General features: G+C 49.8%; 14 protein-coding genes. 10 read left to right on the forward strand and 4 right to left on the reverse strand.

Annotated features, from left to right (window positions below):
- Positions 1 to 9: 9 nt before the first annotated feature.
- On the reverse strand, positions 10 to 1035 hold the full coding sequence (locus IPF95_01150; protein ID MBK6473300.1) for a hypothetical protein: 1026 nt from the start codon (positions 1033 to 1035) through the stop codon (positions 10 to 12).
- Positions 1032 to 1826, reverse strand: coding sequence for a DUF2797 domain-containing protein (locus IPF95_01155; protein MBK6473301.1), 795 nt, complete (start codon positions 1824 to 1826; stop codon positions 1032 to 1034). Before IPF95_01155 ends, IPF95_01150 begins: the two co-directional genes overlap by 4 nt.
- Positions 1827 to 2024: 198 nt before the next feature.
- Here IPF95_01155 and IPF95_01160 point away from each other — a divergent pair, with 198 nt between their 5' ends.
- The 3 genes from IPF95_01160 (at position 2025) to IPF95_01170 (ending at position 5217) form a co-directional block, all read left to right on the forward strand.
- Positions 2025 to 3536, forward strand: a complete 1512-nt coding sequence (locus IPF95_01160) for a GH3 auxin-responsive promoter family protein (protein ID MBK6473302.1) — start codon at positions 2025 to 2027, stop codon at positions 3534 to 3536.
- Complete coding sequence (locus tag IPF95_01165; protein MBK6473303.1) at positions 3533 to 4336, forward strand: hypothetical protein; 804 nt, start codon at positions 3533 to 3535, stop codon at positions 4334 to 4336. The genes IPF95_01160 and IPF95_01165 overlap by 4 nt, the downstream gene beginning before the upstream one ends.
- 167 nt (positions 4337 to 4503) lie before the next feature.
- Complete coding sequence (locus tag IPF95_01170; GenBank protein MBK6473304.1) at positions 4504 to 5217, forward strand: deoxynucleoside kinase; 714 nt, start codon at positions 4504 to 4506, stop codon at positions 5215 to 5217.
- A gap of 329 nt (positions 5218 to 5546) precedes the next feature.
- Here IPF95_01170 and IPF95_01175 read toward each other — a convergent pair whose 3' ends face one another.
- Both IPF95_01175 and IPF95_01180 read right to left on the reverse strand, forming a co-directional pair.
- Positions 5547 to 7775 carry a sodium-translocating pyrophosphatase gene (locus IPF95_01175; GenBank protein ID MBK6473305.1) on the reverse strand — a complete coding sequence of 743 codons (2229 nt, stop codon included), beginning with the start codon at positions 7773 to 7775 and terminating at the stop codon, positions 5547 to 5549.
- 171 nt (positions 7776 to 7946) lie between these two features.
- The gene (locus IPF95_01180; GenBank protein MBK6473306.1) at positions 7947 to 8930 is read right to left on the reverse strand and encodes a pyruvate dehydrogenase complex E1 component subunit beta; all 984 of its coding nucleotides are present in this window, start codon (positions 8928 to 8930) and stop codon (positions 7947 to 7949) included.
- Between the two features lie 221 nt (positions 8931 to 9151).
- On the opposite strand from IPF95_01180, the gene IPF95_01185 reads away from it, so the two are divergent.
- From IPF95_01185 to IPF95_01215, 7 genes are all read left to right on the forward strand, one after another.
- On the forward strand, positions 9152 to 9892 hold the full coding sequence (locus tag IPF95_01185; GenBank protein MBK6473307.1) for an electron transfer flavoprotein subunit beta/FixA family protein: 741 nt from the start codon (positions 9152 to 9154) through the stop codon (positions 9890 to 9892).
- 41 nt (positions 9893 to 9933) lie between these two features.
- Complete coding sequence (locus IPF95_01190; protein ID MBK6473308.1) at positions 9934 to 10887, forward strand: electron transfer flavoprotein subunit alpha/FixB family protein; 954 nt, start codon at positions 9934 to 9936, stop codon at positions 10885 to 10887.
- A 115-nt stretch (positions 10888 to 11002) separates the two neighbouring features.
- Positions 11003 to 11599, forward strand: a complete 597-nt coding sequence (locus tag IPF95_01195; GenBank protein MBK6473309.1) for a bifunctional nuclease family protein — start codon at positions 11003 to 11005, stop codon at positions 11597 to 11599.
- 133 nt (positions 11600 to 11732) lie between these two features.
- Positions 11733 to 13397 (forward strand): sodium-dependent transporter, encoded by a 1665-nt coding sequence (locus tag IPF95_01200; protein MBK6473310.1) that lies wholly within the window; start codon positions 11733 to 11735, stop codon positions 13395 to 13397.
- A complete protein-coding gene (locus tag IPF95_01205; GenBank protein MBK6473311.1) occupies positions 13394 to 13531 on the forward strand; it encodes a hypothetical protein in 138 nt (45 codons plus the stop codon). Before IPF95_01200 ends, IPF95_01205 begins: the two co-directional genes overlap by 4 nt.
- A gap of 34 nt (positions 13532 to 13565) precedes the next feature.
- Positions 13566 to 14651, forward strand: a complete 1086-nt coding sequence (locus IPF95_01210; protein ID MBK6473312.1) for a flippase-like domain-containing protein — start codon at positions 13566 to 13568, stop codon at positions 14649 to 14651.
- Positions 14652 to 14687: 36 nt separating this feature from the next.
- Positions 14688 to 16103, forward strand: a complete 1416-nt coding sequence (locus IPF95_01215; GenBank protein MBK6473313.1) for a Na+ dependent nucleoside transporter — start codon at positions 14688 to 14690, stop codon at positions 16101 to 16103.
- Positions 16104 to 16406 lie beyond the last annotated feature (303 nt).

Raw genomic sequence — 16406 nt, forward strand, 5'->3', positions numbered from 1 at the left:
GAACAAGTTTCAACACGTATCCAGAGCATCGGCTCCTGATCCAATGCCACCACAAACGTGAAATGAGCCATTCGCTGTTTGCCCAATGCCTCTGATGTCCATTATGGCCTGGTCAGTTTCGCTAGCTATTAGGGTATTACTGGAATTGAACTCGGCTAATTCAGCCACCGGTGGCACAATACCACTACCATTGTATGCGACCGCGTTATAATTGTAGCTGATGGCCGAGCCGCACACCCAGAACGGCCTACCGTTGAACGTTCCGCAACCGGACCGGTAACTATTCCTAAGCGTAGCTACAGCCGGTAACCAGGTTATTTGAGCAGGGTCCGCTGGATCTATGACCCCAATTCGTAGATCATACTGGGCACTGAAACTTCCCGATGATGATGCACCGCCATAATAAAAGATCGTATCGCCGATGATCGTGCCACTCGCTCCGAATGCCTTATAGGTATTGTTATTCGGCACAGGTGTTCCAACCGACCAAAGGTCCAACGCAGGACCATAGATCTGTACGGCCGGCACATTCGTGTTCTGGCTCCATCCGGTAACCACATAGATCAGACTGTCTCTCCAAATAACCTGGACATGATCATCAATTGGGATGGGAATTGAAGCGCCATCGGTCAACCACGAATTCGTGTTCAGATCCAACCGATGAACCCGATCGGAACTGCGCTCGAACGGTGAATTCGGAAAAACATGGTACCCTCCGATGACATAGGCAATTCCATCCACAACGCTTGCTGCGGAAGCAATTTTTCCGGACGTATCCGGCATCTGTGGCAGAACTGTCCAATTTCCTGAAGCATTGCTATACATGTATGCTTCGCGATGGATATTCTCCAATTCCAGACCCGTTGTGATACCGCCGAACGAATACACGCGGTGATCGCCGTTCACCATGGCCGCACAAACGGCATTATTCGCCGTTGGCATGGGTAAGGGCGCTAAGGGTTGCCATGACCAATTCACCTGGGCATTCACCATATTGATGCAAGCGAACAAGAACACGATCAAAAAGCACCTCATCCTATGTTCACATGATAACCCGTGTGGTTCCGGATGTTCAACACACGACCATCCTCCCAGATCAGATATTGACCTTTAATTCCCATTAATCTTCCACTTACCTCAGGTGTCCTGGCCAATTGCACGCTAGTAACTTTCGGGGGATAAGCCAGCAGTGGATATTCAAGGATCAAGGGCTGCTCTTGCGGCAATAGATACTGATGCAGTTCCGCTGGTAGTGATGCAAATCCTTGATCTCGGATGTCCTTCAGACCTTCGCTGTCCGGTTCCACTTTTTTAAGCATAGCGCGCCAATTGGTGCGGTCTGCGAAGTCAGCTTTCAAGTTCACTTCGATCTCTCCTGCCAACTGACGGTAAGGCACGCGTGCTATGGCCAACGCAGCAACTGCGCCTTGGTCTATCCAACGTGTTGGAACCTGCGTGCTTCGTGTGATGCCCACCTTGACCCCAGAAGTGCGACTGAGGTAAACGATATGCTCCGTAAAGTGATGTTCCTTTTCCCATTCCGGGTCGCGGCCTTCACCTAGATGAGCCTTACACAACTCGGGACGTACAATGCATTCCGCTGCTTCCGGCGCGTTCTGCAAACACGGGAAGCAGAAGCCTTGCCCGTAGAATTTTTTCACGCGTTTCCCGCAGCTACAACAACTCAATGCTCCTGTTGCGTGCACTGCGAAATGGTTACCGATGTATGGAGAAAGATCGATCAGTCCATCCGGCGACCTGATCGCATAGTGCACTTCGCCATCGATGATCGCTGGCATTTTCGATATCGGGAAACCGTCAACCATCCGTATTTTTTTTTTCAACTTTCGGTGAAGGTATTCAACCGGAAATAATACCGTTCAAATGAAAAAGCCGTATTTTTCGTTGAGGTACGTTGATGGGAACACATTTTATTATCAACAAGACCCAACGTTTATGAACCATGTGTCGATCCGATAGTGTTTTGATCGAATAAGTTGACGAACTTCGCTAGTAGAAACCAGATGCCTTTGAACGCGCTCGTCTCTTTTTTGATAAAGAAACGTCTGCAACAGATCCAACTGTTCCGGGATAATCCAGGTATGGCCCAGTTGGAGGTTTTCTTGGCACTGATACAAGCTGCCAAGTATACCGAGTGGGGTCGTAAATATCACTTTGCGTCCATCACCAACCCCGATGTATTCCGCAGTCGTGTTCCGTTGCAGGATTACAACGACCTAAAACCGGTCGTACAGCGATTGCGCAAGGGTGAACAGAATATTACGTGGCCTACGGATGTACGTTGGTTTGCTAAAAGCAGTGGTACGACCAACGACCGTAGCAAATTCATTCCGGTGAGTCGTGAGGCGCTGGAAGAATGCCATTACAAAGGCGGTAAGGACCTCATCGCGTTCCACTATCAACAGTTCCCAGAAAGCAATTTATACAAGGGCAAGAGTTTGGTCGTGGGTGGTAGCAGCAACATTGAACAGTTCCGGACAGATGCTTATTCCGGCGATCTGAGTGCCATCATTATCCGGAATCTACCGATATGGGTCGAGGTCCGAAGAACACCCGTGATGGAAACCGCGTTGATGGATAATTGGGAAGTTAAGATCGAACAGATGGCGCGCGAGACCATGCGCGAAGATGTGACCTGTATTGCTGGCGTACCCTCTTGGACATTGGTGTTGATGAAACGGATCCTTGAGCTCACCGGAAAACAGAACATTCTTGAAGTGTGGCCCAATCTGGAATTGTTCATGCATGGTGGCGTGAGCTTCAGACCTTATCGCACACAGTTCGAGGCATTGATCCCATCTCCTACCATGAACTATCTGGAAAGCTATAATGCTTCCGAAGGGTCGTTCGCGGTACAGGACCGCCACGGTGCGGATGACATGCTGCTGATGTTGGATTACGGTATTTTCTATGAGTTCATTCCATTGAGCGAACTGGATAATGCCAAGCCGCGGACCTTGCTTTTACATGAGGTGGAGCTGGATACGCACTATGCGATCGTGATCAGTACCAATGCAGGATTGTGGCGGTACATGCCAGGTGATACCGTTCGTTTTACCAGCCTTGCACCACACCGTGTGCAGGTCAGTGGTCGCACAAAGAGCTTCATCAATGCCTTCGGCGAGGAGCTGATCGTTGAGAATGCGGATAAGGGGATACAAGCCGCTTGCGACGCCACAGGAGCCGTTGTGAATGAATACACTGCCGGACCAATATATATGGATACCGAACACCTTGGTGGACACGAGTGGATCATTGAATTCAAGGATGCTCCACATGATCCGGCCCGATTCGTGGAAGTTCTGGATATGACCATGCGCCAACTGAATTCGGATTACGATGCGAAACGCAAAGGTGATATGGCGCTTGTGCTACCCATTGTGCACGCAGTTGCTCCGGGCACCTTTTACGAATGGATGAAACAACGCGGCAAACTGGGCGGACAGAACAAAGTTCCACGATTGAGTAATGACCGTACGTACCTTGATGCGTTGCTGGTATCGGAATTAGCATGAAGGCGTTTTTTCTTTTGATCACGTTCGTATGCTGCGCGAACACGCACGCACAAGTTGTTGATCAGCCCATCGTGATCAATGGCCACTTCGATAAATTCACGACGGATGAATTGGGCAATAGTTATACGCTCCACGGTGATGAGCTGGAATTGTTCAATACCGAAGGAAAAAGTTGGTTACGCAATAGTGTGAAGACATTCGGACGCATTGGCAATATCGATGCATTCTATTCCTTGAAGCCGATGTTGTTCGCTCCGGAACAGGGCCAACTTGTTGTTCTTGACAATACATTGAGTGTTCAAGGTAGTGTCATGAACCTCTCTCGAAGCGGGTTCACACAAGTGGTGCTGGCTTGTATGAGCGTTCAGAATCATTTCTGGTTCTATGATGAGCGGGAAATGGGACTCGTTCGCGTGGATGCACAACTAAGGCGTACTGCGAATACCGGAAGGATCGATCAACTGCTCGGCTTCACTGTGCATCCGGTCTGCATGCAGGAGTATGATAATTGGCTCTATGTTCATGACAAGGAACATGGATTGTTGGTGTTCGATCTGTTCGGAACCTATGCACGCACGATCCCGCTGTTGAATATGCAAAGCTTTGAAGTTCGCGGTGGTGTGATCTATTTCTATGGAGAGGATGGATTGCAGCGCTATGACATGCGTTCGTTCGAGATAACACCGATCGAGATCCCGCTTCCTGAAAGTGAAACGATCCGGGATGTTCGCGTAGAGCTAGGAAGATCCTACGTTCTGCTCGATGAAAAGATCCTCATTCTGCCATTAAGCGGACCATGACGTTCGGCTCATTCGATCGATCCGCGTTGGATCGTTGATCGTGCAATTCATGAAATTCCGCAATGCCCCTAGCAACAGGTGATGACGTGGATCTGAACGCAACGACTTATCCACATCATTATCATCCGTACCATGTGGCGGGTATCTTCGCGCTCCTAACTACAACTATGCATATCGCGATCGCAGGCAATATCGGCTCCGGAAAAACCACTTTGACAAAGCTGTTGGCCAAACATTACAAGTGGGATCAATTGGAAGAGGCTGTTGACAACAACCCATACTTGTTCGATTTCTACAAGGACATGCAGCGCTGGAGCTTCAATCTCCAGATCTTCTTCCTGAACTCACGCTTCGAACAGTTATTGGAGATCCGTCGCAGTGGACGCAATGTGATCCAAGATCGTACGATCTACGAGGACGCCTTCATTTTCGCACCCAACTTGCATGCCATGGGGTTGATGACCTCACGCGATTTCGAGAACTACTTCCGGTTGTTCAGCAACATGGACAACTCCATTACACCTCCGGATCTATTGATCTACTTGCAAGCTCCGGTTGAAAAATTGGTGAAGCAGATCAGCGAGCGTGGTCGCGAATACGAGAACAGCATCAGTATTGATTACCTGAAACGTTTGAACGAACGCTATAACGGCTGGATCGAGAAATACGATAAAGGCAAAGTGCTGATCATCGATGTGGAGGACAATAGTTTCCACAATAACCCGGAACATTTAGGCAAGATCATCAACTCAATTGATGCGGAGATCCATGGCCTGTTCCCGTTGGAACCTACTCATCTCAAGGCAGCGAAAGCAGAACCGAAAGCAGCCGCTAAGGCCAAAGCGACGTTGACTTCAAAAAAGAAATTGGCGAAGGCCTGAGAGATCGTTGCGCTTTCTTGAGCCAAGAAGCCCCACATTCAGCATAACAGCTGAATGTGGGGCTTCTTCTTTTAAAGAATGAACCTCTTCCTTTTTTTACTTGCTACGGGATGTAGTGATACTTAGCCTTCAAATTGCATAACACGCTGAGGGTCTCAACGTGTTCTTAACACTACTCCTTGGAAGAAGTCAGTTCGAACTCAGCACTTCCATTCCAGTAATTCAGTCGGTCGAATTTGAACCAACTGGTCTGTACAAATGAAAAAGGGTTGAACGAACTTGCTGTTCGTTCAACCCTTTTTCCTGTTAATAAGATCCCGTAGAAGGACTTAGTTGTACTCGGCTTCGGTTACCGTAAAAGCGTTCTCGACAACGTTCTGCTTAACCGTTTCCACTTCTACCACTTCGACTGTTGGCGTTGGTGCAATAGCAGCACTACGAACATTGCTTTCGTTGATATGCGGAGCAATGATCAATGCAACGATCGATGTCAATTTGATCAAAATGTTCATGCTCGGTCCTGAAGTGTCCTTGAACGGATCACCGACCGTGTCACCGGTAACAGCTGCTTTATGTGGCTCGCTGCCCTTCTCGAAGGTCTTACCATCGATGATCACACCTTTCTCGAAGCTCTTCTTGGCATTATCCCATGCACCTCCAGCATTGTTCTGGAACATGCCCATAAGAACACCGCTAACGGTAATACCAGCAAGCAGACCACCCAACGCTTCTGGCCCGGCCAAGAAACCGACGACCAGCGGTGAAAGCAATGCCAAGGCACCCGGTGCGATCATTTCACGGATCGAAGCTTTGGTGCTGATCGCAACACATTTCTCGTACTCCGGCGTGGCAGTGCCCTCCATGATCCCTGGGATCTCGCGGAACTGACGGCGCACTTCATACACCATGTCCATGGCGGCTTTACCAACAGCGCTGATCGCAAGGGAGCTGAAGAAGAACGGGATCATACCACCGACGAACAACATGGCCAAAACGTTAGCCTTGTAAATGTCGATGCCCGTAATGCCTGACATGCCCACATAAGCTGCGAACAAAGCGAGTGCGGTCAATGCGGCTGATGCAATTGCGAATCCTTTTCCAGTAGCAGCGGTAGTGTTACCGACCGCGTCCAAGTTGTCCGTGCGCTCACGTACTTCTTTCGGTAAGTGGCTCATTTCTGCGATACCTCCTGCGTTGTCCGCAATAGGTCCGAATGCATCAATGGCCAACTGCATGGCGGTGGTCGCCATCATACCTGCAGCCGCAATTGCTACGCCGTACATACCTGCTAGCTCGAATGAACCCCAGATACCGGCAGCAAGGATCAAGATCGGCAACACGGTACTTTCCATGCCCATTGCCAAACCACCGATCACGTTGGTCCCGTGGCCTGTTCCGCTTTTCTGAACAATGCTATCAACAGGACGGCGACCCATGCTGGTGTAATATTCAGTAACCATGCTCATCAAAGTACCTACGACAAGACCAAGAATGATCGCTAGGAAAACGTTGGTACTGGTGATTTCTACAGAAACTCCGTTACGCACGAATTGCATGGTCTCGGGCATCATCCATTTCACCAAAGGATAGCTTGATACCGCTACAAGAATCATGGAACCCCAATTGCCCAAGTTCAAAGCGGTCATTACACTATCCGTATCCTTGTTAATGCGAACGAAGAATGTACCGATAATGCTGAACAGTACGCCAAGACCGGCGATGACCATTGGCAATAGGATAGGCGCCATTCCATCGAAGTTATCCGCGCTCACCACCTCACGACCCAATACCATTGTCGCCAACATCGTGGCCACGTAACTTCCGAAAAGGTCAGCACCCATACCGGCCACATCACCTACGTTGTCTCCTACGTTATCCGCGATGGTAGCCGGATTGCGGGCATCATCCTCTGGAATTCCTGCTTCCACTTTACCCACAAGGTCCGCACCAACGTCAGCTGCTTTGGTGTAGATACCACCACCTACACGTGCGAACAGTGCAATACTCTCTGCACCCAAGGAAAAACCTGCGAGGACTTCTAGGGCTTTCATCATTTCAACACCGTTCGCACCTGCCTCACCAACATACATGCGAAGGAAAACGATGAACAGTGTACTTAGTCCTACTACAGCAAGGCCTGCAACACCTAATCCCATAACGGCACCACCGTTAAAGGATACCTGCAACGCTTTTTTCAAACTGGTACGTGCTGCCTGCGTGGTACGAACGTTCGCCTTTGTCGCGATGCTCATCCCCACCCAACCTGCAAATGCACTGAAGAATGCACCGATAAGAAAAGCGATGGCAATAACCCAATCGCTATTCTCATGCAAGGTGCCGCTCCATGCTAATAGAACAGCAGCAATAGCAGCGAAAATGCCCAATACCTTCCACTCGGCCTTCAAGAATGCGCTAGCGCCGCTGGCTATATAGCCCGCAAGCTTCTGCATATTCTCATCACCTGCATCCTGTTTGTTCACCCAAATGGCCTTGGCGATCATTACAATCAGGCCGATCGCTCCCATTACAGGGATATAGTACATGATCTCACTTCCCATTTCTATTGTGTTGTTCTTTCGTTAACGTTCTGTTCTTCAGTTGAAAAACGCATTGCCCTCGTTTATTAGGGGCCGCAAAAATAGACGAATGGTTGGATCCAGCCACAGCGAAGGACAGAAGTCTTCACTACGAGCATGCTCGACCTAACATTCAGCCCACGAATTTTCGGCCTACTTGACCAGATACATGACCTCCTTTACCGCACGCACGGTGCGCTCCACACTAGGCAAACTAGCGTCGATCAGCGTTGGGGTAAAAGGCAACGGTGTATCCGCTTGGTTGATCCTCAGGACCGGCGCATCCAAATAATCGAACGCATCTTTTTGTACTCGGTAGGCGATCTCACTCGCTACACTTCCGAACGGCCAGTTCTCATCGACCACTACCAGACGATTCGTCTTGCGCACGCTTTTCAGTACCGCCGCCTTATCCCAAGGGCGTATTGTGCGCAGGTCGATAACCTCGGCGTCAATTCCTTCTTTCGCAAGTTCCTCGGCAGCTCCCAGGGCCACTTTCATCATCTTGCCGAAACTTACGATCGTTACATCCTTACCTTCTTTTGCCACGTTCGCCACACCGATCGGCAACAAGTATTCCCCATCCGGGATCTCCCCTTTCTCGCCATACATCCTTTCGCTTTCCATGAAGAGCACCGGGTCATTATCGCGGATCGCGGACTTCAACAACCCTTTCGCATCATAGGGGTTGCTTACGGTGATCACCTTCAGACCAGGGATATTGGAGTAGAACGATTCGTAGCTCTGACTGTGTGTTGCCGCCAATTGGCCCGCACTGCCATTACCACCACGGAATACAATGGGAATATTGAACTGACCACCGCTCATTTGCAACATTTTCGCTGCATGGTTAATGATCTGGTCGCTTGCCAATACAGCAAAATTCCATGTCATGAACTCCACAATGGGGCGCAATCCATTCATAGCAGCACCAACTCCTATCGCTGTGAACCCAAGTTCAGAAATGGGTGTGTCGATCACCCGCTTTGCGCCGAACTCAGCCAACATACCCTTGCTCACTTTATACGCGCCATCATACTCAGCAACCTCTTCTCCCATCAAGAAGACATTCGGGTCGCGACGCATTTCTTCGCTCATTGCTTCATTCAAAGCTTCACGGAATTGGACTGTACGCATAAGTTCTGGTTCAAATGGAGGGCAAAGGTATAGCTAGTTAGTGGTTGTCATTAGTGAATGCAAGAGAGCAAATTACTGAGGCCAGAGGATGGCGGCCGTGGAAGGTAACTGCCTACTTTTCCTGCCTCATGAACCAGACCTTTTATTAGCGCATCTTATCTCCCGACCTTAACTTCGCGGCCCGTTCCGCAATAAGTTGCGGATATCTCGACAGAAAAAGCATGAAGATCCTTGTCCTTATCAGTCACGTGCCAGATACCACAGCACGCATCGGCTTTACAAATGACAATACACAGTATGATAGCAATGGCGTTACGTTCATTGTTAATCCATACGATGAATGGTATGCCTTGGTCCGTGGTCTTGAGCTTAAAGAGGCGTTAGGTGGAACACTTACGACCATTACGGTGGGTGGTCCGGAAACCGACCCCACGATCCGTAAGGCGCTGGCAATTGGTGCTGATGATGCTGTGCGTGTTGATGCACAACCTACCGAAAGCTATGCCGTTGCCGCGCAGGTAGCAGCTTACGCAAAAGACAAAGCCTACGACCTAATCCTTACCGGTAAGGAGACGATCGATCACAATGGATCACAAGTCGGACCAATGTTGGCTGAGCTTTTGGACCTTTCGCTGATCTCCCTTGCAAGCAAGTTGGACATTGCTGGAACTACTGCAACTGCGGAACGCGATGTGAAGGGCGACGTTGAAGTTGTGGAAGCTTCATTGCCTTTGGTCGTTACCTGCGCGAAGGGAATGGCCGAACAACGCATCCCGAATATGCGAGGTATCATGGCTGCGCGCACAAAACCATTGACCGTTGTTCCAGCCGCTTCCATAGATGTGTTGACCGCAACCGTTAGGTTCGAACTGCCTCCACCGAAGCAAGCAGTGAAAATGATCCCTGCGGATAATGCCGGGCAATTGATCGAACTTTTACATTCCGAAGCCAAGGTGATCTGATCAGCCATGGGACGAAGAACATCGACCGAACAAGAAAGAACATGAGCACGATCGCATTCATTGATACCCGTGGAGAAAAGATCTCCAAGACCGCGTTGGAGACGTTGACATTTGCCAATAAAGTGGCACAGAAGTCTGGAGGCTCGGTTACGGCCATCACTTTTGGTAATACACCAGCGGATCGATTGGCAACATTGCCAGTTGCAAAGGTCATTGTAGCCCGCAACGCTAATGATGCCGACAGCCAGCAGTTGACCAAATTGGTTGCGGATATTGCGCAAAAAGAGACCGCTCAGGTGATCGTGTTCGCGCATGATGCAACCGGGAAGGCCGTTGCACCCCGCGTTGGTGCACGGTTGAAAGCCGGACATGTTGCAGGCGTGATCGCACTTCCTGAAATGGACGGCGGTTTCAAAGTGAAGCGCAATGTTTTCAGTGGAAAAGCGCAGGCTTGGGTAGAGATCAAAAGCGCCATCAAGGTGATCAACCACTTACCGAATAGTATTCCAGTGGATACTTCAACAGGCACTGCAACAGTAGAAGAGTACCAAGGGGATCTGGGTACTTCTAAGATCACCGTGAAAGAAACACGGAAAGCAGGCGAAGGTGTGCCGCTTCCTGAAGCAGAACGCGTTGTTAGTGCCGGTCGTGGAATGAAAGGTCCGGAGAACTGGGGTATGATCGAAGAACTAGCCAAGGAGCTTAAGGCAACCACGGCATGCAGCCGTCCAGTGGCCGATATGCATTGGCGTCCGCACCATGAACATGTTGGCCAAACAGGTGTTGCCATTCGTCCAGATCTTTACATCGCCATTGGTATCAGTGGTGCAATTCAACACCTCGCTGGAGTAAATGGGAGCAAGGTCATTTGTGTGATAAATTCAGACCCTGAGGCTCCTTTCTTCAAGGCAGCCGACTACGGGATCGTGGGAGATGCATTCACCGTGGTTCCTCAATTGATCGAGGCCGCCAAGAAATTCAATGCGGAAAAATAGTGGACCGGTTCCATTAATGATCATGAACAGCATCATTTCTTCGATCCATCATCCCGGAGATCACAAAGCGGTCATCCGGGGCTGATCCACTATCTTCACGGCCCGGTATTAGAGTATGGAAAAAGTTGAGTTGCGTTTCCTTCGTATCACCTATAGTCATACACATGCTGGTGCCTACGCGCTCATTCTATCGGAATCGCATGGTGACCGCAGGCTCCCGATCATCATCGGAGGTGTGGAGGCTCAGGCCATTGCGATCCAAGTAGAAAACATAAAGCCTGCAAGACCGCTCACCCATGACCTGTTCAAGAACTTGAGCGATAAGCTGGGCATTACATTGAAAGAAGTGATCATCAACGATCTTGTTGAGGGGATCTTTCATGCAAAGCTGATCTTGGATCAAGGCGGGAACGAGGTGGAGATCGATGCACGCAGTAGTGATGCGATCGCATTAGCGCTCCGGTTCGATTGCCCTATCTCCACATTTGAATTCATTCTAAGTGCCGCTGGCCTGAAGGTGGATGATGATGAAGAGAACGCCAGCTCCGAGAGCATGATGGAAGGTGCAAAGGAAAAAGGTGGTAAAGAACCAGATGCCACCGATACGATCGAAGAATTGCGCGAGCTGCTCGAAGAAGCATTGGACAACGAGGACTACGAGCGTGCTTCCAAACTCCGCGACGAGATCAAGAAACGGGAAGGGTCCAATTGATCTGGACCGAGTGCGTCGGTGTTGGTTGTTTCATAGTACGACACATCCTTTGTCTCGTGTTTCTTTCTCCTAACTACAGGCTTCCTGCAATTACAAACGATCTAACCCTACATTAGCGACCTAACCAGTCCTTATGTCGAAATCTGAATCGTGGGGTTCGCGGGTGGGCCTTATCCTCGCTATGGCCGGAAACGCCGTGGGCTTGGGAAACTTCCTCCGCTTCCCTGTGCAAGCTGTTAACAACGGCGGCGGGGCGTTCATCATTCCCTACCTCGTCTGCTTTTTGCTGATGGGCATTCCACTCTTATGGATCGAATGGTCCATGGGCCGGTTCGGCGGGCGAAGTGGCAACCATAGCACGCCATACATACTGGATACCATGCACCGCAGTAACTTCTGGAAGTACTTCGGTGTGTTCGGAATCTTCACCAACATCGGCGTAGCAGCCTATTACTGCTACATCGAAAGCTGGACCATGAGCTATGTGTACCATAGCCTTATTGGCACGTTCCAAGGAATGTCGCAAACAGGTGTAGCCGATTTCTTTACCAGTTATGTGGACATCGGAAAGAGTACTACGGGCATTCCATACGAGGCTGTTGTTTTCTATATTCTTTGCTTGGTCCTGAACACGTTCATTCTATCCCGAGGCTTACAAGGGGTTGAGAAAGCTGCCAAGATCGGTATGCCTTTATTGATCGGATTCGGCGTATTCCTAGCATATCGCGGTCTAACATTGGGTACCAGTGGAGCTAGTGCGGAGGTGCCTGGCGCTAGTGCATGGGATGGCCTCAATTTCTTGTGGACACCACAATTCGATTCACTGACTAACCCAAAAGTTTGGCTTGCTGCTGCGGGTCAAATATTCTTCACACTAAGCGTGGGTATGGGCACCATACACTGTTATGCCGCATACGTTCGCAGTAAGGATGACATCGCATTGAACGCGGTAAGTGCAGGATTCATGAACGAATTCGTCGAGGTAGTTCTCGGTAGTTTGATCGTGATCCCGATCGCGGCTGGTTACCTCGGTCTTGATTGGGTAAAGGAAAATGCAGGCTTCGGAATGGCGTTCCAAACCATGCCGTTCCTCTTCGATAAATGGGGGCCGATCCTTGGAGTAATGGCTGGCGTTATGTGGTTCGGACTCTTGTTCTTCGCGGGTATCACAAGTAGCTTGGCCATGGGTACGCCATGGATGGGATTCATGCGCGATGAATTCGGGTGGGGACGTATGAAGGGTGCTTGGTCTTTCGGAGCAATTGTTCTATTGCTCGGCTTGCCTACTGTGATCTTCTTCCAACACGGGGTTTTTGACGAGTATGATTATTGGGCCGGCACGGTGAGCTTGGTGGTATTCGCCATGGCGGAGGTGATCCTTTTCTCCTGGATCTTCGGTATGGACAGAGGGTGGAAGGAGTTGAATGAAGGTGCCGATATCCGCGTACCTCACATCTATCGTTTCATTATCAAATACATCACACCGGTGATGCTGATCGCCGTTTTTCTGGGTGCACTTTTAACACCTGTGGGAAATGAATGGACCGCCGCGTTCAGTTCACTTTTCAATGGCGATGGCTGGTCCTTGGATAATGGTTCCATTATTCGGCAAATAGCAAATACCGGCCTTCGTGAACAGATCGCGGCAGCACAAGGAACACCCGAATTGGCAGCACTCAAGGATCGATTGTTCTATACCAACATGGCGCGCGGAATTCTTTTGACTGCGTTCTTGGGACTTGCATCATTAGTGTACCTTTCCGGTGTGCGCCGCCTCAAAAACCAACGACCAGTATGAATACGATGGCAATGGCCTTAATGGTTAGCATACAGCTCTTGGTCACAGGTATGGCCGTGTATTTCTTTTACAAGGTGCTTACGGTAAAGCCGAAGCCTGAACCGGATAGTTACACGGACAATGACCCGGTGTAACGAGACTGACTAACACCGTAACCAAAACGGCGGAATGACAGGAGTGGATCTCGAGGCCAAACGCTTCCAGGATGCATTCAGCACACGCAAAGTGCTGTTACCTGTGATCATTGGCTTGAGCATTACCGCAATACTGATCTGGCGCAGCTGGGATGTGGAGGCCATGCGACGCGTGGAGTGGACCTGGTCCACTACCTTTTGGATCGTCATGGCTTCACTAAGCCTAGTTGTGCGCGATTGGGCGTATATGATCCGAATACGTCACCTGGCCGATAAAGAATTGAATTGGTATCGGACCTTCGTGGTGATCATGCTTTGGGAGTTCGCTTCCGCCCTTGCTCCCGGAATGGTAGGCGGCGGATTCCTTTTCGCAATTCTGATACTTACCCGTGAAGGGATCGCCGGAGGTAAGAGCATCACCATCATTACATTCACTTCCTTCCTGGATGGGATCTTTCTCGCGGTTATGGCTCCACTGGTCTATTTTACCATTGGGCGCGATGCTTTGTTCAGTGGTCTTGATCCGGCAGCAGCAGCATTGGAAACAGGTTTCTATGCATCCTTCTGGACGGTCTATTTCATCATACTCGGTTACAAGGTCTTTGTGGGTTATGCACTCTTCGTGAACCCGATCTTTGTAAAACGCGCTCTGGTCGGGATCTTTTCCGCACCACTGCTCCGGCGCTGGCGGCGGAACATGGTAACGACAGGTGACCAATTGATCATAGCAGCAAGGGGGTTGCAAAAAAGAGGCTGGGATTACTGGTGGCCAGCTTTGTTAACCACTTTCATTTCATGGACAGCACGTTTTTCCATCGTTAATTGTATCCTTCATGCATTCCATCCGGATAGCGCGTTGAATGATGCCGTTATCTACGGCAAACAAGTGGTCATGGGCATCATTGTCCTGCTCAGTCCTACACCCGGAGGAAGCGGATTGGCCGAGTTCATCTTCAACGATTTCCTCGGTATGTTCATCGCCACCGGCCTTGCACCAGCTCTTGCTCTACTCTGGAGATTGATGAGCTATTACCCATACATCGTAATTGGTGTCATATTATTGCCTCGTTGGATCCGTCATAAGGTCCTTAAGCCCTTGAAGAAAAACGTAACAGTCTGATCTCGCTTAAATTCAACCGCAATTGGACCCATCACCATGCAAGTAACCCGATCGAAGTACCTTTCAATATCTCGCTCTACGCTAGTGCGCATTGCATTGTTGCTACTTATCGTATTGCCGCTTCCAGCATTCGCTCAAGCTGCCCCATTGCCGCTCACAGGGCTTTCACTTTCAGGTGTACTTAGAGGGATATTGGGCATGGCCACCATCGTTGCGATCTCGTGGGTGTTCAGCGCAAAACGAAAACATGTTGATTGGAAAGTCGTCGGTATCGGACTTGCTTTCCAATTGGTCCTAGCAGTATGCGTGCTTTATGTCCCTGCCGTGCAATGGGTGTTCGAGGTCGTCGGGAAAATATTCGTCAAGATCCTCGATTTCACCAAGATAGGAAGTGAATTCCTGTTCCGGGATATGATGGATATCAGCAGCTTCGGGTTCATTTTCGCATTGCAGATACTGCCCACTATCATCTTCTTCAGCGCATTGACGAGTGTGTTATTCTACCTCGGCATCATCCAGAAAGTAGTGTACGCCCTAGCATGGGCGTTGAATAAGACCATGAAGCTGAGCGGTGCTGAAAGTTTGAGCACTGCCGGGAACATCTTCCTTGGTCAGACCGAAGCACCGCTGATGATCAAAGCCTACCTTGACAAGATGAACCGGAGCGAGATCTTCTTGGTCATGGTGGCCGGTATGGCAACTGTTGCCGGTGGTGTTCTTGCAGCATACGTCGGATTTCTGGGTGGCGACGATCCTGTGCAAAAGCTCTTCTTCGCGAAGCACTTACTCACTGCTAGCGTAATGGCTGCGCCAGGTGCAGTTGTTGTTGCCAAAATATTATTCCCGCAGACCGAAGTGATCAACGAACGCATGGAAGTGAGCATGGAAAAGGTAGGATCCAATTTCCTCGACGCCATGGCGAATGGAACCAGCGAAGGCTTGAAACTCGCGGTGAACGTGGGTGCCATGCTATTGGTCTTCTTCGCATTCATCGCCATGTTCAACTATGCCTTCTTCAAACTAGGTGATGTCACTGGAATGAACGCATGGGTAGTGAGTGTCTCAGGTGGCAACTTCAAAGCATTGTCATTGGAGTTCATTCTGGGGTATCTATTCGCACCACTGATGTGGTTGATCGGTGTGGCCAGTGAGGACATTACGCTAACAGGAAGACTTGTTGGTGAAAAGATCATCGCCAGCGAATTCGTGGGCTACGAGAGCTTAGCCGGTTTAAAGGCCGCGAACGCATTCACCTACAAGCGTAGCATCGTTATGGCGACATACATGCTTTGCGGTTTCGCGAATTTTGCCAGTATCGGCATTCAGATCGGCGGCATTGGTTCACTCGCACCTTCCAAAAGAGAATGGCTGAGTGAATTCGGATTCAGGGCGTTGCTCGGTGGCACACTCGCATCGTTGCTGAGTGCTACGATCGTTGGGATGATGATATGAGGGGATCAGAAGATGTGTTGATCAGCTGATTTGCTGATTTGTGGGGATGGTCGAAGAGGGAACGCTCCCGCATTTTTCTTCTGCGGGACGCCACTGAAAGACATGATCTTCACAGATAGGAGCGGACGGTGATCATTATGATTAACACTGAATTTTGTAATGTCTTCTGGGTTTCAACAGTTAGTTAGCTCCGGAATAATTGGAGGCGCTCCTCCCCTCTCCTCGGGAGAGGGGTTGGGGGTGAGGTCCTTTGTGCAGTGCGGATGTTGATCCCTCTTTTTCACTTGACCTGATCTTGCTGTA

Source organism: Flavobacteriales bacterium (assembly GCA_016704485.1).
GTDB lineage: Bacteria > Bacteroidota > Bacteroidia > Flavobacteriales_F > PHOS-HE28 > PHOS-HE28.

Excerpts from the sequence above, each read along its gene's own strand:
- IPF95_01190 (MBK6473308.1), top strand. The coding sequence starts at position 9,934 with ATGAGCACGATCGCATTCATTGATACCCGTGGAGAAAAGATCTCCAAG.
- IPF95_01165 (MBK6473303.1), top strand. The coding sequence starts at position 3,533 with ATGAAGGCGTTTTTTCTTTTGATCACGTTCGTATGCTGCGCGAACACG.
- IPF95_01175 (MBK6473305.1), bottom strand. The coding sequence starts at position 7,775 with ATGGGAAGTGAGATCATGTACTATATCCCTGTAATGGGAGCGATCGGC.
- IPF95_01150 (MBK6473300.1), bottom strand. The coding sequence starts at position 1,035 with ATGAGGTGCTTTTTGATCGTGTTCTTGTTCGCTTGCATCAATATGGTG.
- IPF95_01215 (MBK6473313.1), top strand. The coding sequence starts at position 14,688 with ATGCAAGTAACCCGATCGAAGTACCTTTCAATATCTCGCTCTACGCTA.
- IPF95_01155 (MBK6473301.1), bottom strand. The coding sequence starts at position 1,826 with ATGGTTGACGGTTTCCCGATATCGAAAATGCCAGCGATCATCGATGGC.
- IPF95_01160 (MBK6473302.1), top strand. The coding sequence starts at position 2,025 with ATGCCTTTGAACGCGCTCGTCTCTTTTTTGATAAAGAAACGTCTGCAA.
- IPF95_01185 (MBK6473307.1), top strand. The coding sequence starts at position 9,152 with ATGAAGATCCTTGTCCTTATCAGTCACGTGCCAGATACCACAGCACGC.
- IPF95_01170 (MBK6473304.1), top strand. The coding sequence starts at position 4,504 with ATGCATATCGCGATCGCAGGCAATATCGGCTCCGGAAAAACCACTTTG.
- IPF95_01205 (MBK6473311.1), top strand. The coding sequence starts at position 13,394 with ATGAATACGATGGCAATGGCCTTAATGGTTAGCATACAGCTCTTGGTC.
- IPF95_01200 (MBK6473310.1), top strand. The coding sequence starts at position 11,733 with ATGTCGAAATCTGAATCGTGGGGTTCGCGGGTGGGCCTTATCCTCGCT.
- IPF95_01195 (MBK6473309.1), top strand. The coding sequence starts at position 11,003 with ATGGAAAAAGTTGAGTTGCGTTTCCTTCGTATCACCTATAGTCATACA.
- IPF95_01180 (MBK6473306.1), bottom strand. The coding sequence starts at position 8,930 with ATGCGTACAGTCCAATTCCGTGAAGCTTTGAATGAAGCAATGAGCGAA.
- IPF95_01210 (MBK6473312.1), top strand. The coding sequence starts at position 13,566 with ATGACAGGAGTGGATCTCGAGGCCAAACGCTTCCAGGATGCATTCAGC.